General features: G+C 40.8%; 21 protein-coding genes. 5 read left to right on the forward strand and 16 right to left on the reverse strand.

The window, feature by feature from the left end:
* Positions 1-82: 82 nt before the first annotated feature.
* From K360_RS0108205 to K360_RS0108250, 10 genes are all read right to left on the reverse strand, one after another.
* Complete coding sequence (locus tag K360_RS0108205; RefSeq protein ID WP_024822683.1) at positions 83-967, reverse strand: isocitrate lyase/PEP mutase family protein; 885 nt, start codon at positions 965-967, stop codon at positions 83-85.
* On the reverse strand, positions 945-2879 hold the full coding sequence (locus K360_RS0108210) for a TRAP transporter permease (protein WP_024822684.1): 1935 nt from the start codon (positions 2877-2879) through the stop codon (positions 945-947). The genes K360_RS0108205 and K360_RS0108210 overlap by 23 nt, the downstream gene beginning before the upstream one ends.
* Positions 2880-2966: 87 nt before the next feature.
* On the reverse strand, positions 2967-3986 hold the full coding sequence (locus tag K360_RS0108215) for a TAXI family TRAP transporter solute-binding subunit (RefSeq protein WP_024822685.1): 1020 nt from the start codon (positions 3984-3986) through the stop codon (positions 2967-2969).
* Between the two features lie 140 nt (positions 3987-4126).
* Positions 4127-4630: a 3-isopropylmalate dehydratase small subunit gene (locus K360_RS0108220; protein ID WP_024822686.1), complete on the reverse strand. Its 504-nt coding sequence runs from the start codon at positions 4628-4630 to the stop codon at positions 4127-4129.
* Positions 4631-4646: 16 nt separating this feature from the next.
* Positions 4647-5909: a 3-isopropylmalate dehydratase large subunit gene (locus tag K360_RS0108225; protein ID WP_024822687.1), complete on the reverse strand. Its 1263-nt coding sequence runs from the start codon at positions 5907-5909 to the stop codon at positions 4647-4649.
* Positions 5910-5937: 28 nt separating this feature from the next.
* Positions 5938-7329 carry an MmgE/PrpD family protein gene (locus K360_RS0108230; protein WP_024822688.1) on the reverse strand — a complete coding sequence of 464 codons (1392 nt, stop codon included), beginning with the start codon at positions 7327-7329 and terminating at the stop codon, positions 5938-5940.
* Positions 7330-7356: 27 nt separating this feature from the next.
* On the reverse strand, positions 7357-8730 hold the full coding sequence (locus K360_RS0108235; RefSeq protein WP_024822689.1) for an MmgE/PrpD family protein: 1374 nt from the start codon (positions 8728-8730) through the stop codon (positions 7357-7359).
* Positions 8720-9049, reverse strand: a complete 330-nt coding sequence (locus tag K360_RS0108240) for a DUF4387 domain-containing protein (RefSeq protein WP_024822690.1) — start codon at positions 9047-9049, stop codon at positions 8720-8722. Before K360_RS0108240 ends, K360_RS0108235 begins: the two co-directional genes overlap by 11 nt.
* Positions 9046-10446 (reverse strand): MmgE/PrpD family protein, encoded by a 1401-nt coding sequence (locus K360_RS0108245; RefSeq protein WP_024822691.1) that lies wholly within the window; start codon positions 10444-10446, stop codon positions 9046-9048. The genes K360_RS0108240 and K360_RS0108245 overlap by 4 nt, the downstream gene beginning before the upstream one ends.
* Positions 10443-11834 carry an acyclic terpene utilization AtuA family protein gene (locus tag K360_RS0108250; RefSeq protein WP_024822692.1) on the reverse strand — a complete coding sequence of 464 codons (1392 nt, stop codon included), beginning with the start codon at positions 11832-11834 and terminating at the stop codon, positions 10443-10445. Before K360_RS0108250 ends, K360_RS0108245 begins: the two co-directional genes overlap by 4 nt.
* A 271-nt stretch (positions 11835-12105) precedes the next feature.
* Here K360_RS0108250 and K360_RS0108255 point away from each other — a divergent pair, with 271 nt between their 5' ends.
* Complete coding sequence (locus K360_RS0108255) at positions 12106-13122, forward strand: DUF128 domain-containing protein (RefSeq protein WP_024822693.1); 1017 nt, start codon at positions 12106-12108, stop codon at positions 13120-13122.
* Between the two features lie 68 nt (positions 13123-13190).
* On the opposite strand, the gene K360_RS0108260 is transcribed toward K360_RS0108255, so the two are convergent.
* The 5 genes from K360_RS0108260 to K360_RS0108280 all read right to left on the reverse strand — a co-directional run bounded on the left by K360_RS0108260 (position 13191) and on the right by K360_RS0108280 (position 18963).
* Complete coding sequence (locus K360_RS0108260; RefSeq protein ID WP_024822694.1) at positions 13191-13631, reverse strand: GNAT family N-acetyltransferase; 441 nt, start codon at positions 13629-13631, stop codon at positions 13191-13193.
* Between the two features lie 97 nt (positions 13632-13728).
* Entirely contained in the window at positions 13729-14958 is a 1230-nt protein-coding gene (locus K360_RS0108265; RefSeq protein ID WP_024822695.1) for an HAD-IIA family hydrolase, read from the reverse strand.
* Positions 14959-15041: 83 nt separating this feature from the next.
* Positions 15042-15632 (reverse strand): DUF6448 family protein, encoded by a 591-nt coding sequence (locus K360_RS10770; RefSeq protein ID WP_024822696.1) that lies wholly within the window; start codon positions 15630-15632, stop codon positions 15042-15044.
* 94 nt (positions 15633-15726) lie between these two features.
* Entirely contained in the window at positions 15727-17820 is a 2094-nt protein-coding gene (locus K360_RS0108275) for an LssY C-terminal domain-containing protein (protein ID WP_024822697.1), read from the reverse strand.
* Between the two features lie 18 nt (positions 17821-17838).
* Positions 17839-18963, reverse strand: coding sequence for an MGDG synthase family glycosyltransferase (locus K360_RS0108280; protein ID WP_024822698.1), 1125 nt, complete (start codon positions 18961-18963; stop codon positions 17839-17841).
* Between the two features lie 225 nt (positions 18964-19188).
* On the opposite strand from K360_RS0108280, the gene K360_RS0108285 reads away from it, so the two are divergent.
* The 4 genes from K360_RS0108285 (at position 19189) to K360_RS0108300 (ending at position 22483) form a co-directional block, all read left to right on the forward strand.
* The gene (locus K360_RS0108285; protein ID WP_024822699.1) at positions 19189-19536 is read left to right on the forward strand and encodes a hypothetical protein; all 348 of its coding nucleotides are present in this window, start codon (positions 19189-19191) and stop codon (positions 19534-19536) included.
* 151 nt (positions 19537-19687) lie between these two features.
* The gene (locus K360_RS0108290) at positions 19688-20818 is read left to right on the forward strand and encodes an ABC transporter substrate-binding protein (protein WP_024822700.1); all 1131 of its coding nucleotides are present in this window, start codon (positions 19688-19690) and stop codon (positions 20816-20818) included.
* Positions 20819-20872: 54 nt separating this feature from the next.
* A complete protein-coding gene (locus K360_RS0108295) occupies positions 20873-21709 on the forward strand; it encodes an ABC transporter permease (RefSeq protein WP_024822701.1) in 837 nt (278 codons plus the stop codon).
* Positions 21710-21718: 9 nt separating this feature from the next.
* On the forward strand, positions 21719-22483 hold the full coding sequence (locus tag K360_RS0108300) for an ABC transporter ATP-binding protein (RefSeq protein WP_024822702.1): 765 nt from the start codon (positions 21719-21721) through the stop codon (positions 22481-22483).
* Positions 22484-22536: 53 nt separating this feature from the next.
* On the opposite strand, the gene K360_RS10775 is transcribed toward K360_RS0108300, so the two are convergent.
* On the reverse strand, positions 22537-23919 hold the full coding sequence (locus tag K360_RS10775; protein ID WP_024822703.1) for an SH3 domain-containing C40 family peptidase: 1383 nt from the start codon (positions 23917-23919) through the stop codon (positions 22537-22539).
* Positions 23920-24071: the final 152 nt, after the last annotated feature.

Below are 24071 nucleotides of genomic sequence, written 5' to 3' on the forward strand. Positions count from 1 at the left end.
AAATAGAGCACCCCAAAAACTCTTTCTTCTACTTGCTACATACACTTAGTACAACGTGCACATTCCACTCTATAAAATCTTGTTAGGATTGAGGTAAGTACTGATTTTCCAACTCTCTGAAAATATTAAAACCTACGAGTTCTTTAAAATCTTTAAAGGGTGCCACTAAATCATTTCGCCCTTCTGCTATTTTATCCCCGCTTATCGCTTCAAGGTATGTTGTCATTCCCTTAATAGCTGCAAATAACGGACCGACAGGAATACTGACTCGACCAACTTTCATCTTTTTCAAAGTTTCAATGGGGATAAGGGGGGTTTTTCCTCCACTCACTGCATCGAATAAGTTGATACTAATTGGGGCTTTTACTTCATCAATAATTTTTTGAATTTGCTCTTTTGATTGTGGAGCCTCAACAAAAATTAAATCAGCTCCTGCATCTGCATAAGCATTAGCTCTTTTTATAGCCTCATCAACTCCAGCTACAGCAATAGCATCTGTACGAGCATTAATAACGAAGTCGGGATCCAGTTCATTTTTCGCAGCGACACAAGCTTCGATCTTCAGAACCATTTCTTCCTTAGAAATAATCTGTTTCCCTTCAAGGTGCCCACATCGCTTAGGGAAAAGTTGATCTTCAATATTCATACCAGCAGCACCAATACGGATCAATTCTTTCGTCACGTACATGGCGTTAATACTACTTCCAAACCCCGTATCGGCATCAGCCATAATAGGTATATCCACCGCATTCACTATATTTTTGGTAAAACTCAACATTTCCCCGAAAGAAAGAAATGCCATATCAGGCAAACCAAGCCACGTGGCAGATAGCCCAAAACCACTCACTTGAAGAGCTTCAAAACCAGCCTTTTCTATAAGTTTTGCAGAAATGGCATCATGGGCTCCTGGACAAACAAGTGCTCTTCTTTCAAAAATCATTTTTTTAAGACTGGTTGTTTTTCTCAATGTTAATTCCCCCATCAATAAGAATACGTTCTCGCTTTAAAAGTGCCCTGTTCCATATAAAAGCCACAACCACTGCTATTCCACCAGCTATAGAAACTCCAACGTTTGGGAATAGGAGCAAAATACCACCTGCTAAAAAAAGAACTCGGCTCATTAAAGCTACAACGCCCTTTCCAAACCCGAAAAAACCATACGCTATTGCTATAGAACCCACAAAACCAGTAACTCCATGACATAAAATAGAAGGGAGCGGTCCTCTGCCCACAAGAGATGGATTGAGCGCAAAAAAATAAGGCAGTATAAACGCTACAGCTCCAAGTTTAATGGCATTAAGCCCAGTCTTTACCCAGTCCCCCTTAGAAATACTGGCTGCAGCAACAGCTGCGGTACAGGTAGGAGGAGTTACCCCTCCTAAGATCGCCCAATAAATAAAGAAGAGATGAGCAGCAACCTCATCAATGCCAATTTTCAACAACGGAGGAACGAGAATAGAGACAGAAAGGACGTAAGTAGGAACTACCGGTAGGGATGTACCTAAAATAAACGGAACAATTGTAGCAACAAGAAGAGCTATAAAAATATTGGATCCTCCATGCTTTAATATCAAGCCACTTACTTTAGGAGCTATGCCAGTAATTCCAATGAGGTTCACCAACACACTGACGGAGACAAGAATTGGAACAATTCTTGCTACATCGGCTCCACCCTCAGCAAGCGCCGATAAAATTTTTTGGGGTGTTTCTTTGATTTTCCCTTTCGTAAAATCACATATGGCCAATATTATTATGGTAGAGATACTCGCGTAAAAACCCGCCTTAAGAAGAGGCTGTCCCACTGTTATAAGATAAAGAAGAATAACGGTGGGGATAATAAGTCCCGCCATCCGCTCAAAAGTAAGGACATCTTTCCACTTAGGAATTTCCTCTTCAGGGACGGCAGAGAGCCCCCTCCGCTTCGTCTGAAAATGAACACCGCTGAATACGCCCGTATAAAAGAGGAAGCATGGTAGTATGGCGTAACCTATGATCTTCATATAAGAGATATTCAGGAATTCAGCCATCATAAAAGCCGTAATACTCATAATTGGAGGAGTAATGCCTCCTCCGGAAGAGGCTATGGCTTCTACCGCTCCTGCAAATTCAGGGCGATATCCAAGGCGCTTCATAAGCGGAATAGTATAGCTTCCTGTAACCATAACATTTGCTACAGAACTGCCCGAAATGCTTCCAAAAAGGGCACTTGAGACTACCGCCGCCTTCGCCGGTCCTCCAACAAAACGGCCTGTAAGAGCTAGCGCTAAATCAATAAAGGTTTTACCTCCTCCTGTAGCAGACAGTAATGATCCGAAGATAATAAACATAGCTATAAAGGTAGCGGACATACCGGTGACACTACCGAACAACCCGAGGGGAGAAAAATATATAGAGTTCATAATAAACTCAAAGGACAATCCTCGTATCTTCCAAATTCCTCCTAAATGAGGAGCTACGTATATATAGAGGAAAAGCAAAGTGACAATAATAGGAATAGCTGGTCCTACAGTTCGACGGGCAGCTTCTAAAACAATAATCATAAGTGCTGTTCCTAAAACAAGATCGAACGTTGTGGCTCCGCCAGGATTCATGTAAATTCCAAGAGCTTTACTTATGGCATTTATACATGCAATAGCAATAATTGCGATAAGGAATATATCCCAAAGATATGAACGATCATTATTGTTCTCCTCCCCTTGACGGAAAGGGCAGTGGAGTAACGCTATGGAAACCCCGAGGGCAACATGAAGAGCCCTCACTTGTATATCGAGTAAGTGCTGAAAAAACATGGGAACAATCAATTGCGTGAGAGAAAAAATAATACCGCTCCAGAACAAAATCTTATCTACGTGTTTTTTGAAAAAGTTTTGTAAATCCACCCTGTTCTACCCCCCTTGTTAACTTACTCTTTTCGAGGGTGCGGGAGGTAGGAAAAAATCCTACCTCCATTTTTACTATAGGATTTTTTACTTATACTCTGGTGGAATAAAATATTCTGGCACTTCTATACCTTTCTCTTTCGCATAACGAATGAGTCCGGCATGGGCAGGAATAAAGGCATCCTCTGGCGCATATTTAAAGTAGTCTGCCACAGGATCCCATCCTTTTACAGGAGAGTAAGCTGCCGCCACTTCTTCAAAACCTTCCATATAGGATTTAATAATGTTATAAGCCACCTCTTCAGACATATCCGCAGTAGCTACAGCCCCTGCTATAGGACACTCTTCCCATATAGGGCCTACATCGGGAAGTTGAGAGATAGTTCCTTTTTCAGTCTTTAAAAAGCTCATGCTGGGAATCTTTTCCCGTATTTTTTTCACATCTTCTTCTGAATATCCAATAACTGTTAATGGGTTCGTAATATTGACTTCTATCAGGGAAGCATCCATAGAATTTAACCCACTGGATTTCTGAAGCCCTACTATACGCCCTTCTTTCAGCGCATTTACTGCGTCTCCATACGCCATGGGCATAAGATTAATTTTCGTGCCCAAAATATCGTTATACTGCATAATGTAAGAAGCAGAAGCAGATCCTGGGATGCCTGGACAAAATCTCTTCCCTGCAAAATCCCCAAAAGATTTTATGCCAGCATCTTTTCTTACATAGAGACGATCGGCAAATACATTTCTCAAAAAGAGCCATCGAACGTTTGTATAAGGTTTTTCACCTTCAAAAGCTCCCTTGCCTTCATAAAGCTGAAGAGTAGATGGCAAATCGATACAGAGAGCAAAGTCAAAGACTCCATCGCGTACCTTTTTAAGATTATCTATACCGGCGCCACTCTCAACTACCGTTACGTTAAGCCCTACATTGGCCTTATTAATTACGTTGGCAGTAGCTACGCACCATGCGTAAACACCAGAGGCAGAAGAGGTACTTCCCATGTTCAAACTGGTCTCGCTCCCATATCCTGCGCCAACGATCCCGAAAGAGAAGATCACCAGCAGACATAACACAAATAACACTTTCCAATTTTTCTGCATTGTGGTTCCCCCTTTTTTTACTTTGGTCGTTTCATTCCAAAGATCTTGTTCTCCTAAATACGATCTAAGGAAAAGCCCGGGCCTTTTTTGTTTTTTAGTAACGAGTAGCCTTTCATCCCCCCCTTTTTAAGGTTCTGCTATCACTCCGCTACAGGTAACGTAAAGGTTTTGTTCTTTTTCAGATAGGGCGTTAGGCCTCCTTCAGAAAGAATGCTAATCATTATTTCTGGAAGAGATTCCATATGGATTTGTTGGTTTGTTGTGAGGTTATAAATCTTCTGTGAGGATAAGTCTATTTCCAATAAATCTTGATCTTGTATCTTATCAGTATTACAAATAAGAGCTGGGAGGCCTAAATTAATAGCATTTCTAAAAAATATACGCGCAAAAGATTTCGCTAAAATGGCACCAACTTTTGCATACTTCAGAGCAAGGACTGCCTGTTCCCGTGAAGAGCCACAACCAAAATTCAAGCCTGCCACCACGTAATCTCCTGGCTCCATTTTTTTATAAAATCCCGGAGAAATATCTTCAAAGACATGCTCTGCTAAAAAATTGTAATCGAGAGTTTTTGTATACTTCCCAGCTATAATGTAATCTGTATTTATATTGTCATCAAATTTATGAGCTTTTCCTTGAACCATAAAATTCCCCCCCTATTCATTCTAAAAACTGTCGAGGGTCAGTAATACGTCCCTTTACCGCCGAGGCAGCACAAGTAGCAGGGGAGGCCAGATAAATATTAGCTTTATTATTCCCCATACGGCCCTTAAAATTTCTGTTAGCTGTAGAGAGTACCACTTCTCCATCGCTAGGAACTCCTAAATGAGTGCCAGGGCACGGGCCACACCCTGGAGGAATAATAACGGCGCCGGCCTGAACAAGAGTTTCTATAATCCCTTCCTGCAAGGCTGAAACTAAAACATGGCGAGATGCTGGCGCTACAAGTAAGCGGCAACGAGGATGTACTCTTTTATCTCTCAATATAGCCGCAGCAATTCTAAGATCTTCTAATCTACCGTTCGTACACGTACCTACAAAAACTTGATGGATTTCCGTTCCCGCAAGTTCTTCTACAGGGCATACGTTATCAACCGCATGTGGAGATGCTATCTGAGGAACAATAGAGTCTGCTGCTATTTCTATAGTATTCTTATACTCAACATTATCATCATCGAAGACAGGAGAATAGTTTTTTTGAGTTCTTTCTGCCAAGTATGCCTCTGTTTTCTCGTCACACTCCATAATCCCCACTTTCGCCCCGCACTCAATTGCCATATTGCACAAGGTGAGCCTTTGAGAAACATCCATTGCATTAATAGTTTCCCCAGCGAAATGGAGCGCCAGATAGTCTGCTCCATCTGACCCCAGTCGGCCTATAGTATAAAGTATCAGATCTTTAGCGTACGTCCCCTGGGCCATGGATCCATAATAAGAAATTTTGAGAGTTTCAGGGACCTTCATCCATAGCTGTCCTGTGAGCATCACTCCACTCATATCTGTAGAACCTATTCCAAACGCAATGGCATTCACAGCACCATAAGTACAGGTATGAGAATCACAACCTACTACTATTTCCCCCGGAGTAACAAGGCCCTGCTCTACCATAAGCTGATGGCATATTCCCTCTCCGCCTTCAAAAAGACGTACTTCTTGTTCTTCGGCAAAATAGCGCATCATCGCATGAAGAAAACTTACCTGTTCATTGGGACAAGGTACGGCATGATCAAGAACAAGAACGAACCTCGATGGATCCCATATTTTCTTCTCTCCATATTCGAGAAATGCCTGTATGGCCCGAGGGGCCGTGCTATCATGAGCCATAGCCATATCTACGTTCACGATAGCAAAGTCCCCCGCCCGCACGTCCTGACCGCAATGAGAAGATATAATTTTTTCAACAATAGTTCTCCCTTTGGTCATATTTATGCTCCCACCTTCATTGCTACGATTACGTATCTCTTCTTAACAAAGCGGTGAGGTGTCTGATGTTTTCTACTTCTTCCAGATTCAAAACAGTGTCAGCTATTTTCTTTCTTCGCTCTTCGTCTTCAAATACTCGACCTGCCAGAGAATTAAATTTCCAAAGAAGTTCTTCTTTCGAGAAAGGATTAAGCGGATGCCCCTTGGGATACTCATTTTTTAGATGGAATGTCTGACCGTTATTCAAATCAATCTCAACGGTAATGGTATAACGAAGCTCTCGAGGAAGATTCTCTATATCAGGATTGGTATAAACTTCCACTTTTCTCGCTAAATCAAGAATTTTAGGATCCTGTATTTTTTCTTCTGTGAACTGCTCTACAAAGGCGTTGCCTTCAAGAAACGTGACAGCACACACATACGGATGGCTCAACTGTGCCGATACAACACTCGTTATCTCATCTGCAGGAACAGAATATTTGTGAGTGATAGACGTGGTTCCTACCCTAATTTTCTTTATATCTTCAGATTTTATCTCAGGATGGTCCGCTCTGAATTTTCGCAAGGCATCTATAGTTGTATGCTTGCTTCGGCAGGTCGAGTAAAACTTCAGCCCAATACCCAGTAACTCCCAACGACTGCCAAGTTCCCCAGCTGTACGCTCTATATCGTATACATCATCTGTGAAACAATTATAGAATCCACCAAACTTATTTTCAAAAACATCTTCAATACCGGTAAAACCTTCTTTTGCAAGGAGACCTCCCAAGATAGCTCCCTCAGAAGATTTAGAAGGTACAATTCGTTTGGCCATAGAGGCGAACTGAACAGCCTGAAGTCCACTTGACCAATTGCCTGTAATTCCCATTGCATGAACCATTTGTTCTTTAGAGAGCCCCAACATTTTGCCTACCCCAGCGGCAGAACCGAAAGGACAACATGAGCCCGTATTATTAAAACCTTGGTGGGCCAATTCAGTGCCAATAGGAGCAGCTATTCGACAAGCAACTTCAAAAGCTAGAACAGCAGATGTAAGAAAATCTTTGCCAGAAACATTGCCTAAAGTTTCCGCGAAAGCGGTAATACATCCAAGAACTCCGGTGGCAACATGTATAATGCCATCAGTATGAGTATCATCAAGTTCGAAAGAGTTGATAGCAGCGCCATTGAGCATCATAGCTGCTGTTACAGATGTTTTTTGGCTGGTCCCCCATATAGAGGCTTCCTGTCTATCCGTTCTCTCTAGAAGAACATCTCTATAAATCTTCATCCAAGGCGTAGTGGAGCCGAAAAGCCCGCAACCGTAAGCATCAAGAAGTACGTTTTTAAGATGGAACACAACTTCTTGAGGGATATCCTCGTACTTAAGGTTCACTATAAACTGAGAAAGACTATCGTTAATTCTGTCTGCCGTGGCCATCTAATGCTCTCCTCCTTTTCTGGTTCCCTAATATGACAGCATTTTGGTAAGATCCACTATTGGTTTTTCTGTTGGGTCTCCACTCATAACCCAGTTCATAACCTTGTCTGCTTTCTCACCAGAAAAAATATTATGTGTAACTTCTTTAAATTTTTCCCGTAGATCTTCGTCAGACATGGGATTTAATGGGTCTCCCTTGGCGTAATCTACAGTGGAACTCCATATTTGACCGTCTTTATTTCTGATTTCCACGATAGTGGTGCGCTTTTCAGGATAAGAGGCTTGAATCACAGGATCTTCCTCTATAACTATTTTTTGGGCTAAAGCTTTGATACGATCATCTTTAATGTTTTCTTCCGTATATTCCTGAAGCCCAGCTTTCCCCCTCACTAACATGGAACCTATGCCATACTGTATGCTCAACCGAGCGTGAAGCACTGTCTGATAGTCTGGGATATCGGAACCCTGTTTAGCATTTTGGTGGGTTCGAACCCGTATGCTCTCTATATCTTCGAGCGTAACAACATGCTCATTCTGAATATTCTGTACGGCTTCGACAGCATAATGGACGTAACGACAGGAACAATAAGGCTTGAAATAAATTTTCTGGAATTCCCACTCTTTTCCTAAATTTCGATCTACTATTTCAGGGGTAAAGGCATGAGAGAAACAATGGGCAAACCCTAAACGCCCTTCTAGAATTTCTTGAGGGCCTGTAAAGCCTTTTCGGGCCAGATATGCTGCGAAAATTCCATTCCTCGCAGCATTTCCAGGATGAAGGTGTTTTACAAAAGATCCGTCAATTTCGTATTGGTTAATGCCAGAAGCCAAACTTCCCACAATTCCCATTGCAGAAATTAACTCTTCAAGAGAGAGCCCCAACAGCTTAGAGCTTACCACTGTAGTTCCAAAGGTTCCCACAGTTCCTGTCGGATGAAAACCCTTTAAATAATGAGAAGGGTTTACGGACGTTCCTATACGTAAAGAGACCTCGTACCCTAAAGCCAGGGCTAACAGAATATTTGCAAGGCTAGCATTACATTGTTCCCCCAATGCTAAAGCAGTGGGGATCATAGAAGCCCCTGGGTGATAGGTAGCATATTTAGATCCGTCGTCAAGTTCAAGAGCATGAGCTGCAACCCCATTAGCCAAAGCTGCATAAGATGCCTCCAATTTTTGAGATGCCCCAATTACTGTGGCATTTCCTGCTGTTCCATGTTCTTTAACAAAGTCTTGAATAACTTTTGCTGAATCAGCTAAGGCCGCCCCAGCAATAATGACCCCAATCGTATCTAAGAGACATCGTTTAGCCTGGTGAATAACGGCTTCTGGAAGATCACCGTAAGAAGCCGTTATAGCAAACTTCGCAAGTTCTCTGGAAAGAGTAGTCTTACTCTCCATCCCATGGAACCTCCAAAGAGAAAAGCGGGGCGTATTGCTGACAACCGTATACATCCGTTTCACTGGGCCCGCCGCTCGCTATAGATCTTCGTATATTGGCCTTGATCCCCATACCCGGATCAAAGAACATGAAGTCTAAAACTTTGTCTTTTGGGATATCATAAGCCTGAGCTATAGCTTCCTGAGTAATAACTCCACTTTTTTTCACTTTTTCATATACTGAACGGTCGTCAAAAATAATTTCCAGGGTAATCATGAAACTCCCGGCATTCTTGCTCCTCACCGTTCGTGCCAAATTACATATATTTTTTGTTTTCATGAGTGAAACCTCCCGAAGTGGTTAACTATTTCCCCATAGGAGACTTCGTCCTGGGGCTTTTTCACACAAAGCTCCCATAGCCCATTAAAAAACTCTTGGGGATAGTAGGGACCTACCATACCGGCCAGTTTTTCCACTAAATCTTCATCTGTAACTGGATTTTCAGGTTCGCCCTTAGCTACTGGAATCCCTTTTTCAAACTGTCGACCATCATGAAGAGTAATGTTTATCCATGCTCCTCGTTCTTCTGGATAGATTCGATTCATCTCTTCATCTTCTTCTATGCGCACTTTAAGAGCTGTTTCTCTCAAAACAGGATCAGCCAATGTTTTTGCATCATAATCTTGCAACGTTACATTTCCACGCTCAAGAGCTATAGCCACGGAGAAAGGAAGGCTAAACATGGCTTCTTCAAACGTATGAGGAACAAAAATCTTTCCCACTTCAGCAATACCTAAAGCATAGGTTTTAACATGAATAGACTTTACGTCTTCAACGGACAACCCCAGTCTTTTCTTCCCTTCTCTAGCAAGATCTACAGCTGCGTGACAATGACGGCACGTGGGATAGAGCTTCGTATAGGTGTACATAATTTCCCATCGTTTCCCTAAAGCTCCCAGAAGAGCCTCTTCTGAAAACTCGTTGTTACACATGGCTTTTAACCACCCATGCTCGCCTTCAAAAAGAGTGCGAGGACCTTTGGCACCTCGATCTACTAAATCTGCTGCTAATACTCCGCCCAAAGCAGCTTTCCCTGGCTGAAGAGGTTTTATACCGGGATGATCGTGAAGCATTTCTTGTAAGCCAGCACTCTGTAATCCTCCAAGAGATACGGAGTAAGCAAAACGTTGGGCATCGAAATTTTTAAGGTATGCGCATGCGGCTGCTGCTCCGAGGGCGCCACATGTACCTGTAGAGTGAAACCCTCGCTTGAGATGAGAAGGATTAATAGCTCTTGCTGCTCTCAGCATCACATCGTAACCAATAATGATAGCCTCTAGAAGCTTCGTAAAGGAAGCGTTATCTCTTTCAGACATGGCGAGAACTGCAGGAATTATGGCTACTGCTGGATGGCACGTTCCCCACCTATGCCCATCATCTAGCTCTATGGAATGACCTAACACACCCAAAGCTAAAGCTGCATGCATAGCTGGGACTTGATTCCCGTGGCAAAGGATAGTAGCTTCCCTCGCTCCACCTATATGGTGGAGATACGATGCACACTGTGACTGAAAAGTACCCGTCTGAAATCCCACGGCAACTTCAGAGAGAAAATCCACAAGTACACGCCGAGCCTTATTTATTACCTCAGGAGTCATACAATGTTTCCCTTTTTCTACATAAAACCGGCTCAGTTGGGAAAGATAGGTCTGATCCAAGGCAATATCGCCTATCATTTGTTTTTTCCCACCATCTCAAAGTGATAACGGAAAATTTTGTTATCAAGGGGATCTTCCAGAGCTAAAAGATGATCAATAGTCCAGCGATAACACTTATTTTGAGGGAAGAGAGGTTCATCGGTAAGAAGGGCTACAGAGCCACCGGAAGAATTCATCTGTCCAGGGTAACTCATGTAAAAGAAACGGAATTTAGCACACTTAGCTACTGTAGTAGCCAGTTCTAAATCCTGAGAAATAACTTCAATAAAAACTCCCAATTCATGGGACTGGGTTTTTATCACAGGCTCATATTCTTTCATTACCGCATTACGACCAAAGACGTGGAAGAACAGCTGATAATCCTTATCTCTAGATGGGCCGATAATATGAGAAACTTTTTTTCTCGTATCTTCTATGATCATATCAATATGTTCTATAGCTCGAGGATCGCGAATACCAACAAAGTGATACACCCTATGTCCAGCCTCTCCAGCTCCCTCTAGTTTCACCTTATAGGAGCCATCAGGAGATGGAGCAAACTTGCTTCCAGAAACCTTAGCGATTCTATCTGTCACAGTTTCATATACGCTCTCATGCATATCGAGAATTCCACCGGGTAATCCTTGTACAAAAGGATTGGTACGTTCGTACATAGAGTGAGCCGCAAGACTATGAGGGGTCGCTCTTTGTTTCGGGTGCATAGGTTCAATAGTGAAATGGTCATGATGAACGGTAGCAATAATAGATTCTTTTACCATTTGAGGCCAACAGACTAGAGAGGCACATTCTGCTGCTTTCCCCATATGAAGGCTAATTCCCTTATGAAACCCCTTAAAAATAGGATATGCGGCCAATACAGCGTCATCACAGGCTCGTCCTGCAATAATCACATCTGCGCCCTGTTCCAAGGCATAAAGAAACTGTTCGACCCCCATACTAGCAGTCACGTTTGTTGTTTGATCGATAACTTCTTTTGTAAGGGGAAAATCTGCTTCAAGGGGTTCTGTTTCGCCTCGTTCAACTCGTCTTAAAAGCTCTTCCTTATCAACTTGGGAATAAATGAGAGCCATTTTGAAAGGTTTTAAGCTGTGGTCCTTCGCAATGTCACGAATAAGGTTTCCATACAAATCTACAGTCCGATCAGTTCCTGTAGTACTGCATGACCCTACAATCATTGGTACGTTTTTCTTCCTAGACTCCACAAGCATAACTTCAAGGTCATGTCTTTCCCACTCAATTGGATTATGCGGTTTATCCGCTCCTAAAAAAGTAGGTCCGGCATCAGCAGTTCCAGCATCAGCGGCAAAACAATCAATATGATGTTTCACCCCTTCGTAAAAAGATTCCTCCTCAATAATGTTGTCTCCTAAGTTACCAGTAGACACGAGAAGTGAACATTTCTCCACAACATTCCCTCCTCTTTTTTCGGAAATTGATTTCCGTTTTGTTATAGGTTAATATATTAATACGATTTTGTCAACCTAGTATTATTTGAATAAAACACCCTATAAAACCTTTTAAAAACCTCTTTAAAAGGTTTTATTACGCTATAAACAAAATAAATAGAAATATTATATGCTATTTCTATTTATTTATCGGACAAACGCTTCCGAAAATTTTTAAACCTTTTAAACGTATAATTATAAATATAAACATTTTATGGAAGGAGTTTTTTTCATGATTTCCAATGAAAGGTATCCATCTACAGTAATAGAAATTCTTAGAATCCTCTATTTTTCAGAGGGACTTCAACCATCCAGCGTTATCCGTTCTCAATTGGAAGAACGAGGATTTGAGCTCGACTCTAGAACTGTTCGCTATCATCTTTCCAATATGGAAGACGATGAACTGATAAAACGGAAAGGAAATAGAGGCGCTTTACTTACTGAAAAGGGGACAAAGGAAGCGAAGATGCTCTTTGTTTTCGATAGGATTGGGACTCCTTCTTTCGAGACAGAAAAGCTCTCTTCTCAATATTCTTACGATAAAAAGAAAAAGAAGGGACGTATCGTAGTGAATTGTCTGCTTTTGGAACAAAATAAAGTAAAAAAAGCCTTGACAGAACTTCGAAAAGTTATAAAAAACGATGTTTTTGTTTCGCCGCTCGTTGGGCTTATTGCAGAGCCAAGGCAAATTTGGAATTGTGATATTTCTCAAGATTATGTTGGACTCGTATGTGTCTCTTCCAGAAACTACGACATTATCCTTCAAAAAATGGGCATTTATATTGAAACGACGGCCACAGGTTTATATCGTCTTGAAAATCAATCCCCTCGTGGCTTTACCGAAATTATATCGCATACAGGAACAACCCTGAGCCCTGGGGAAATACTTATCCGCGGGAAATACACATCTGTAAGCCAATTGACAGAAAAAGGGAATGGTCTGGTAACCGCCGCAATTAAAACATTTCCGTCTTTTTTGTATAAAGAGCTTCAAGCTGCACTGGAAGATCTTGACCCTTCTATTTTCTCAGGCCTTCTTTACCATAGCGGACTTATCCCTCCCTCATATCGCATTAGCTCAAGGGATCGGAATAAAGGATTCATGGTCATTTATGGCGGAGCCAACCTCTTTGCGCCTCTTATAGAGAAGGGCATTACTACCGACCTTTCCATTGCCAGCGGTTTATACGAGGCTGAAAAATTAACTACTATAGAGACACTATTCGAATCTCTACCTAAATATATCTAACTTTTGATACGCCGTCTGGCATCTGGTACCTCGTATGAAGGAGCGCACTCAACCAGACGGCGTATACGCTACCGAGGCAATTCTATATAAAAGCTGAGGCCATGTTCCTGAAAACCCAACTTCCGGTAAAGGTCGTGAGCTTCTTCTCTCTTGATATTGCTAGAAAGAGTTAACTTATAACATCCCTTTTCCATAGCCAATTCCATGGCTCTTTTCATAATCATAGTACCGATCCCTCTATGACGATAATCTTTATCTACCACTACATTTCCAACTACAGCAAAAGGCGATCCGCTATGTCCTAAATTCTCTGCTACTAAGAGACTAAAAACACCGACTACATACTTATGATCATCAAGAGCAACAAAAAACTTGTAATAAGAGTACTGTTCCATTTTGTACCAAATATGTTTTGCTTCTTCAAAGGATATGTAAGATTCGGAATCCAGCTCTTTTAAAAGATCCAATATCCGGCCAAGATCCTGAGTCACCGCTTCTCGTATAACCATCTCTGCCCCTCCTCTTCCTATCCTCTTTTACGTAAAGAGGTCTTTCGTACTATACGAAAGAACCACCAACGGTCCCCCGCTTTAAAACTTTTTAGTTTTAGCGAATAAAAGAATTTCTACTTTTTATTAAGGCATCTTTTAACCACTGGGGGTGCATCGGCATTAAATCTGAAGGCAATTCCTGGGGGCTAAAAAAGTTTACATCTAGGGTTTCAACCCCTCTTCTTTTTATGTGCCCCCCTATTAATTCACACTCAAAACAGATGGTTATAAAGTGAGACGTACACTTATTTGGATAGCATATAATTTGTGAGAAAGGATCTGAATAAACACCAATAAGCCGCTTTACTCGCACCCTCAGCCCTGTCTCTTCCAATATTTCTCGAACAATGGCCTGGTCCACCCTTTCTGCGGGTTCTACATGTCCTGAAGGAATGCCCCATAGTTCATTATCAGCTCTTCTCATTAAAAGAACTCGTCCTTGATCATCAAAAACTATGCCTGCTACTCCTGGTTCCACTTTTTCTGGCCAAGGAAAAGAAGGTAAAGACCACTTTTTTATAAGCACCTGAGGGTTAAAAAGATCTATAAGAGAGTGAATACGAGCATCAGCATTTCTAAAGTCTTTTTCAAAGGGGAAAGGCATGTGATCCCCCATAAGAATAGCAGAAATTCCAGCTTGATGAGCCCCTAAAATGTCTACTTCAGGGCTATCTCCTATCATCACAACTCGATCAGAAGATACCGTCTGCATCGCTTCGTAAAACATAGGCGGATAAGGTTTACCAATGACAACAGGATTTTGTCCACAAGCGACTCGTAATGCTTCTACCACAGCTCCTACAGCCGCAAGAGGACCATACGCAGAGGGAAATGTTTTATCTACATTAGTAGCCACAAAAAGAGCGCCGTTACGAATAGCAAGAGCTGCCCTCCTTAATTCCCTCAACGTAATAGCGTCTCCCCAACCAGTCACAACTGCGTCACAAGGTAATTGATCCACTATGCTTATTCCTGCCTGTTCTATCTCCTTTTTTAAAGGCTCATCGCCTAATACCCATACTTTAGAAACTCCCTTCTTTGCTAAAAAACGTGCAGTAGCCCAACCAGAAGTCACTATTTCTCTCTCATCAGCCTCAATACCCATTCTGTTCAAACGTTGAGCGATAAAGTTTCTCCCCGTGGGATTGTTCGTCAGGAATCGAACAGACTTGCCTATTTTTCTTAACCTATCTAGGGCTTCTATGGCACCATATGTCGGTTCTCTACTAATATAAACGACTCCGTCAAGATCCAAAAAGAATACGTCAAACAATTCAGCAATCATATTTCATCCTCCCAATATATGCCTTACATTGCGCGTTATCATCTTTATTGTATGTCTCTTCTCACCTCATAAAGATCGTTTCTTCATCTGAGATGTTTATGAGGGTGAACTCCCATAGTGAGGGCATGTATACCCTCCACATAGTGAATAAACGTTATATATGCCTCTACAAACTCACGGCCAGCTTCTAGAGAATTTTCAGCGTGACCTTTTAACTCCCACGCTCGATGAAACTTTTCTTCTATAGCCCGTTTCACGTGGTCTGGCATACGTGTTGAAAGTTGAGACACATCTCCCGTATCAAGGGCTTCATCTGCTAATCGAATCACAGGTGGAACTGTATCACTTGACTTTAACCCTTCGTATGGTTCTCCCTCAGAAGCTCTATGAATTCTCACTAAAGTCTCGAAAAAAAATCTCTCAGCTACCTCTTTAGCATCCATCCCCAAGGTTGAGACTTTCCGAGCAAGTTCAAAGGCTTTTCGAACTTCCTCTTCATCATCGTGCCGAACCCATTTCAATGCATGCAAAACATTTCCATCGGCCAAAGCCTTTCGAGCTGCCTGTACTACAGGACCATCTAACGTGTCACAATGGGCTTCCACTCTACGGGTTTTCAACAAAAGAGTAGTAACAACACCTACACCGATAATAACTACCAAACTTATGCTCATATTCCTCTCCTCCTCATTTTTTATTTATATTATTTACTACTAGATAGTCACCACTAAGAGAAGCCACCATCTCGATACGCTTAAGGTACTCCAGTCAAGGAGAAAGATATACAATATAGGCCTTTCCATCGGAAAAGAAGGGATCTCCTATAAAATTTTTACCTAAAACTGGGTCGACAAGTTGTATTTTCTTAAACTGGCTAACATGCCCATAATCCTGAAGGTTTTGAAAAAGATATTCTCTTTCTGAGTCAATATTAGGTTCTATATGATGAGTAATGCCCCATTTAATGCCACTGTCAAAACTAGCTGTTCCTACAAATAAAAAGTTACCTTCCTTCGACACGTAACCTGTATTCCAAAAACGAGCATGGTGTCTTCTACGAACACTTCTCTTTTCTGTAGGTTTTTGAAAACCTAAATCATTAACATCCTCATTCCAGAAAGATGGGGTCATTGGAGCTGTATCATATTCAGAATTAGAGAGTGCTGACCAAGCCACACGATATAAAGAAATAAAATTAACCTTATCGGCAACAAACCAACCAGCATCTCTGAAAATAGTTATTAAATGTTGAGGATCTTCAACATACAATATAAAGCTAATAGGCTCCTGCCGCCCCCCCGTTATTGTCTCACTCCAACAAGGGAAAGAATCGCTCGTGAAAAAAGGCGCTTCTTCAAAATGCATCACTTTTGGAGCTTGCAAAGGCGTTTTTAAAATAGTTATTTTTGAAGGATAATAAAAGAATCCCATTAATACATAAAACACGATGAAAAAGAGACCGCTGAGGCAGGAATAACGTTTAGCGTGTTTAGAAAAATGTTTTTTCAATTTTTGACTTCCTGCCGAAATTTGCTCTAAAAAACCCACTGAAATAATCAACCACATTAAACCGATTAAATACCCACCATAAACATCGCTTGCATAATGTACTCCAAAATAAAGACGGCTAAAACCGATTGCTAAAACAACAAGAAGTGCTCCAGAAAAAATATCTACTTTCTTTTTCCATTCATGGGTAATCCGTATTAACGCGTAGGCTACAAAACCATAAAGAGCTACAGCTGAAGAAGCGTGGCCACTTGGAAAAGAGAAAGAATGCTCCAGATACATAGCAACATCTGGCCTTGGACGATGGAAAGCCATTTTGCCTAATGTAGTAAAAAGTTGACTTCCAGCTAAGGTCAACCATAAAGGCAAGATAAAGTTGTTCTTCCCCCAAAACCATGCAATCAGACTTAAAGTAAAAGCCAAACTTATTACTATAAAAGCATTGCCTAGTAGGGTAATCCAAAAGAAAATACGACTTAAAAAGGGATGACGAAGCAAGGTAACAAAATGTGCTATACGGATATCGGCGGCAAAAACAGGCTCTGAAGTAACAACGTCTTCAATAATGCCGAGTAAAAGGATCACTATGTAGAAAAACGAAATGGAAAGAACGGTAAGCGGCAATCCACTAAAAACTCGTCGATCAAAACGCCTCTGTATAAAACTTAAAAGATGGGGATGATTTTCGACGAACTGCTCTATCTCAGGGTTCTTCCTTATGGCATTCGCCGCAGCTATCCTTATATCTTTTAAAAACCTCAATATATATTCACCATATAGCAGCATAAATTTTTTTACCATATGAAACAAAAAGAAAAGGAGGCAAAAACCACCAATCCAAAACCATATAGAAGTACCCCAAACTTCTACTATCTGCCAAACTCTTCCTATCATTACACCACCATAAAGGGAGCTTCCCGCCCATAAAAAAGTCCCTATAAAATCCCATAGCAAAAAAAGGACTGGTGGCATTTTTTTAAACCCGGCGATAAAAGAAATAAATATGCCTTTAGGAACCATAAATCTAGATAAGAGAAGTGCTTTTTTTCTGTTATTTTCAAAAGATAAGCGGTTTTTCTGATAAAGAGAACGCACAACAAGAAAACGTTTCCTCACAATATCTTTCTCTGAAAGTCTTCCCCATAAAAAGCTAACACTGTCACCCATCAGAGCACCCAGCAAGGCACAAACAAAAAGAGCATGGAAATTTGAACTCCACCTTGAAGCAAAAAAACCAACGAGACCTAAAATAACTGTTCCTGGGAAAAATAAGCCCATAAAAGTAAAGTCGTCTAAAAAAGAGACAAGTACAATAAAACCATTAAGTAGAATAGAGTAATGGTTCATAAGCATAAAAAGCCTCCTTTTTATTCATATGCCTTCTCCCAAGATATAGTCGACTATATAAGAAGCTGCATGAGGGTAAGATATAGTTCCAGCCCGCCCTCGCATATCTTCTAATCTAAAAGGTTGGTCATAAAGTTCTTCTACTATATCCGCCACCTCTTCCTCTGTTTTAGCCAATATTCCAGCTCTCTGTTGTTCTATATAATTGGCATTTTCGGTTTCTTGATAAGGGATGGGATCAAACATCAATATAGGAACTTTTTTGACTAAGGCTTCACTAATTGTAAGCCCTCCTGGCTTTGTCAAAATAAGGTGAGCAACAGACAAAAAATCATTCATATTATCCACAAAACCGTATTTTTTTAAGGAAATTTTTTCGCTCGAGTTAAAGTGTTCTAACTTTCCAAGGAGATCTTTATTTCTACCAGCTATAAGAATAAGATTCATTTCCATATTCGAACGAAACAACTTTTCAAGTATTCGTGTAACATGAATATCGGGGATAGCGCTCATTACAAAGAGCAAGGTAAAACGGGATTGGGGCAGACATAGATTCTTCCAAATATTTTTTTTTGTCACTTCGGTTAGAAATTTTTGTTCTATAGGTATGCCTGTCTTTAAAATCCGTTCGTTCTCTACACCAAGAGATAAAAGACCTTTTTCTACTACAGAACTGGCTACAAAATATTTTTCTACACCTTCATTGCACCACATTTTATGGAAGCCATAATCCGTAACCACCACGTAGAGTTTCCCTTTATATACTCCATTTTTTTTAAGGTTAGATAAGACATTGGCAGGGAAAAAATGAGTGCATATAGCAGTCATTGAAGGATTATCCCGCATATACTGAACAAATCCCTCCACATTAAGCATACTCATATAATCAATAAATTGAACAACGTTGCTGTCCCCTCTAGATTGATCAGTAAGTCGAAATACTCCCTTCAAAGCAAGGTGAGCATGCTCGCTTATAATATCGTACCCGCTGCTGTAGACCCATTTAAAGAACCTATTTGAAAAGACAAGAATATCGGTAAGTACATTCGAAACGTGCCTCTCATCAAAAACTTCTCGTAAAGCGACGGCAGCCGCTTTATGCCCAGCTCCAGCATAAACATAAAACAAACCTACTGGCCTTATGGACATATATAAAACTCCCCCTCTCCTTCCTCTTCTCTCTTCTACCCCCAAATATCCCCCCGAAGACTTTCTGCTTTTTATTGACGAGAGAAAAAACTAAAAATACAATAACAAAAAGTCTGATTTTTTTCATGAAACCACGGTCGCATAAATCTTTTATAAAATAATTCTCTGTTATCTATCATTTAGATTTCTTGAACAAAAGGGGAGGCAAAGGAGGAAAAGCTGCAAATGAAAAAGATTGTTCAGTTTATCATATTTTCGATTTTTTTGATGTGGGCACCTTCTATTATTTTTGCTCACCCACCACAAAGCATTATTTTGGAATGGGATGATGTAAATAAAACACTCTTAGTATATGTAACTCACTTCGTAGATAATCCTCAACGCCATTTTATTAAAAAAATTCGTATTGAGGTAGAAGGGAAACTTCTAGAGGAAAGAACGTATACCGATCAAAAAGAGTTCGGCGGACAAAAAGATATTTTTAAAATAGATTCTACGTTAACCCCCAAAAAGATAACAGTAATTGTAGAGTGCAACCTCTTCGGGTCTATGAGGAAAGACTTGGAGCTATAAATTTATAGCTTACAAGCCAACCTTTTCCCTTTTCTATTTCTATTAAACTTTAGTATTGATTTCACAAGAACTCAATGGTAATATTCAATAGTGCATGCACATGATAAAAAGTAATAAGATTTATTCCATTATTAGGGAGGTTGGCTATCCTATGAAATTACGTTCTTTAAAAGCACACGGCGTGTGCTTGTCATCCTTTGTTTTTGTAATTGCCCTATTTGTTTTTTTTATGAACGTCCCTCTTTATGCTGCAGCAGAAGTCCCTATTATTCACTTTGCATGGGATTTTGATCTTCATGCGGGAGCTCTTCTTGTGGCTACAGCTCGAGGAGAAGCTTTTAAAGATAGTGGCGTTTATTTGAAACCTCTTGTAGAAAAACAGCAATATGAACTTTATAGTAACGGGGAAAAACTAGCACTTCTTGAAATGGTGGTAACAAAGGGGAGCTCTGAATCAGCTGTTCTACTCGGTCAGAAAAGAATCGATTGCTGCGTCAACTCTATAACAGGAATGATGTTTGCCCGCGATCAGGGAACGCCCGTACAAATTTTATGTCCAATTCACGTAGATGGGATTGGTCTTGTTTTCCCCCCAAAGACAGATTTTTACGGATGGGATGCTGTAGAAAAATATATTAAGGAATCGAAAACTCCAGTTCGCTTAGGGTATCATTCTCCTGCCAGTGCCCCACGCGTTGTTCTCGAAACAGCCTTGAAGAGAGCTGGTTTGAAAGTGACAGAAAATCCGAATGATTTTGATGCTGAAGTTTTACTTGTAGATCTAAAAGGGTCAAGAAATTTATTGCCAGCTTTTACAGGAAGTCAGGTAGATGGATGGGTCGGTCCGTCTCACTATCCTGAAACAGCAGAGGTTCAAGGAATAGGAAAGATTGTGTTGAACCTAAAAGACTTTCCTCCACAAGGTCAGTGGTACGATTTCCCCTGTTGTACGCTCGCCGCACGGGAGGACTCTATTAAAGCGCATCCAGAAATCTACCAGGCACTGACACAACTCCTCCACAACAGTGCCAATTGGGCTATGGAAAACAGAAGAGAAGCTGCAAAAATAAATGCTGATATTATTGGTATTCCACAAGAAGCTGTAGAAGCAGCTACCATTGTGTTCACAACCACTCCTACAGAGAAATGGATGGAAGGGGTTAAATTGTACGTAGACGTATTAAACGATCTCGGCAAGTTTAATGGCGAAATGAAGGGTAAAGATTTTAATGATATACGGAATTTTTTCTTTGACTTTAGCTTTATTAACAAAGTGAAATAAAAGAATGAGGGGGGGATCCCCCCTCATTCTCAAGAAAAAACAGGAGTGATTGAAATGAAAAAATTCGCCATCAAAACCGGATTTTCTCTTATTTTACCCTTCTCAGTCTTGCTCATGTGGGGACTCCTTGCTAATAATGTTGCTAATCCCATGATTCTTCCATCATCGACGGATGTTTTAAAACAATTTCTCGCTCCTGAAGAAAGCCTTATAGGTCTTGGCTCTCTAATGACAAATATTGCGGTTAGCCTTATTCGTGTATTCCTTGGATATATAACTGCAGTATTCATAGCTCTTCCCCTTGGCATTCTTATGGGATACAACAACAAAGTATACTATTTTTTTAATTCATTTATAGGCCTCTTCCGTCCAGTCCCACCTATAGCTTGGGTCCCTTTAATTTTGGCTTGGCTTGGATTATCCAGCTTCGCTACTCTTTTTGGTGTTCGACAGGGTCCTTGGTACGTGTATCTCAGTAATTTTAAATTATCCATGGTCTATATTATTTTTCTGGGAGCTTTCTTCCCCATTATTACTAGTGCTATCCATGCTGTAAAAAACGTTCCCCAAACCTATATTGATTCTGCCCGCGTACTCGGTGCCGGGAAAACAGATATTTTTAAGAAGGTTCTTCTTCCTGGAGCTGCTCCTACTTTAATGAACGGCATGAGAACCGGGTTAGGTTCTGCTTGGAGTTGTCTCGTTTCCGCCGAAATGTTACCCGGAAGCTTGTCTGGCGTGGGATATCTTATAACTCACGCATATGAGCTTGCTCGTGTCGACATCGTCATTACAGGTATGATTTGCATTGGCGTTATTGGCGCCCTGCTCGATCTTGGATTTAGATATATGGAAGAAAAGAGATTTGCTTGGCAGCATGTAGCTAAATAGGAGAGAATTATGATACCAATTATCCACGTAAGAAATCTCAGAAAAACATTTTCTACGAGTCAGAGCGAAAAAATATGTGCACTTGTAGATATTAACCTCGAAATACAGAAAAATGATTTTGTCTGTATAGTAGGCCCATCTGGATGTGGCAAATCCACACTGTTGCGCATTATAGCTGGCCTAGAAAAAGCAACTTCCGGAGAAGTCTCTTACCAAGGGGAGTTAATCTCATGTCCAGGAAGAGAGCGTGGGATGGTTTTTCAGGAATACTCACTTTTCCCCTGGCGTAATATACTCGATAATATCGGCCTTGGTTTGGAATTTGCAGGAAAATCCACTGAAGAAAAACAGCAGAAAAGTATGGAGTACCTTAAACTTGTGGGACTTGAGAAATTTGGGAAAGCTTTCCCCCATGAGCTTTCTGGAGGGATGCGCCAAAGAGCCGCTATAGCGCGGGCTCTGGCTAATGATCCTGAAGTGCTCCTTATGGATGAACCCTTTGGAGCATTAGATGCTCATACGAGAATTTTGCTTCAACAAGAACTCCTTCGCATATGGGAAGCTCATAAAAAAACAATTCTTTTTGTAACTCACAGCGTAGATGAAGCAGTGTTTCTTTCCGATAAAATTGTTCTCATGAGTGCCAGGCCAGGTGAAATAAAAAGAATTATAAACATAAATATACCAAGGCCTCGAAAGCGATCTGACCCTACTTTCGGAACTCTCACATATGAAATTCTCAATATGTTGAACAAGGAAATAGTTTTACAGTAACGCCTCATGATCTCCCCTTCAGATAAGCCACTCTATCCCCAGAGCGGCTTATCTTATTTATCACCTAAAATAACAAAATGAGATACCCTTTCTCCTATTCTCGTCTCTATAAGCTCTCCTTTTTCACTTTTTATTCTTGGGTTTAAGGGAGTAATAACAGCCCTTCCCACAATATGCGAATATTCTTTCCCTTCCTCTAAAAAGCGAAATCTCCAGACGTTGTGCAGGAAAACAGGCATGCCATAATACTCTCCAATGTAAAGCATAACATGCCCTGGCATAGTCGCTAAAGTACGAAAAGGAATGCCCTCTTCTTTTATTCGCTTTTCCTTTAGACATACTGAAAGATTTTGTACATCTATTTTTTGCCCTATTTGCCCCTGAGCTTTTGAATTTCTTGGAAGCCAAATGCCAAATACTGTAAAAAAATCTCGAGTCGTGGCACTGCAATCTCGTTTTAAATTTAATCCGCCCCACCCATAAGACTCCCCTATAAATTGAGACGCAATAAAAGCGGCGTTCCATTTTGTCATGGGAAAAGGTTTGGCAACAGCAGCTTTTTTATCTAAAGACACGCTCCTGAAAAGAGCATTTCCCCCGCTTCCTCGAATGGCTATTAATACCTCGTAGCAATCTGCCAAAGTTCTGTCTCGGGAAATAGGCAATATAGTTCCCACTTTAGACAGAGCATAAAAAACTCCTTCACTATCGAGAAGAGGAACATTATCTTTCACTACTACACATAAACTATGTTTTTTCCATTCCTCAATCTGAGCCTCTGAAATCCAAGCCAAACGACGTATATCCATCCATCCAGAAGCAGTGGAGGCATTAACGAAAGCCCACATGCCATCTTTTGAGATATGAGAGACAAAAAGGGGTTCTCCTGGTTGAACAGTAGAGTTTTGAAGGTAGTCGAAGGGATACCCTTCTCCAGGCTCATCGAAAGAATAAAAAAGAGGATCCTGTGTAGGGAAAACTCGCAGGTCCGCCTCTTCCACACTTATGGCCTTACGATTGAGAGTACCAAAAGATTCAATAGAAGCATTATCATGCTGAACTCCAAACCATTCCCTTGATCGAGGCTGCCGATTTTCCCCAAAAACTTTTCTTCTGGAAAAAGCCCGAAATCCCCAAAGCAGCAAATCTACACCCCCGACAGGTTTATCTTGGGACCATGGAGCGAAAAATTTCTCATCAAAATAACGGTTACATGCCATTTGTTTTTCTTCACTTATAAGGCGCTCTGAATAATCCCTAGAAATAGTACAAAAAGGGCTCTGACTCATAAATTCTAGGCCAGAAACATTTTTATCTGCTCCGCTAGCTTCTGCTGAGCAAACAATAAGAAAAGCAAAAATAAAAAGAGACACGACACAAAAGAGCACAATAAAAAGGGGGGGTAACTTGTTAATAGACACATATAATTTATTCATCAGTTTTGGTCAACTCCTTCTCTCCCTTTGAAAGGATTAGCAACGTCGTTAAAATATTTTTTATCATACTATCTCACTCTACAGACTGTTTGTGTGTGATAAAAGTCTATTTGACTTCTATAATTTTCCATGATATAAGTTTTAACAATATT

Origin of the sequence: Aminobacterium mobile DSM 12262 (assembly GCF_000526395.1) — a bacterium.
Lineage (GTDB): Bacteria > Synergistota > Synergistia > Synergistales > Aminobacteriaceae > Aminobacterium > Aminobacterium mobile.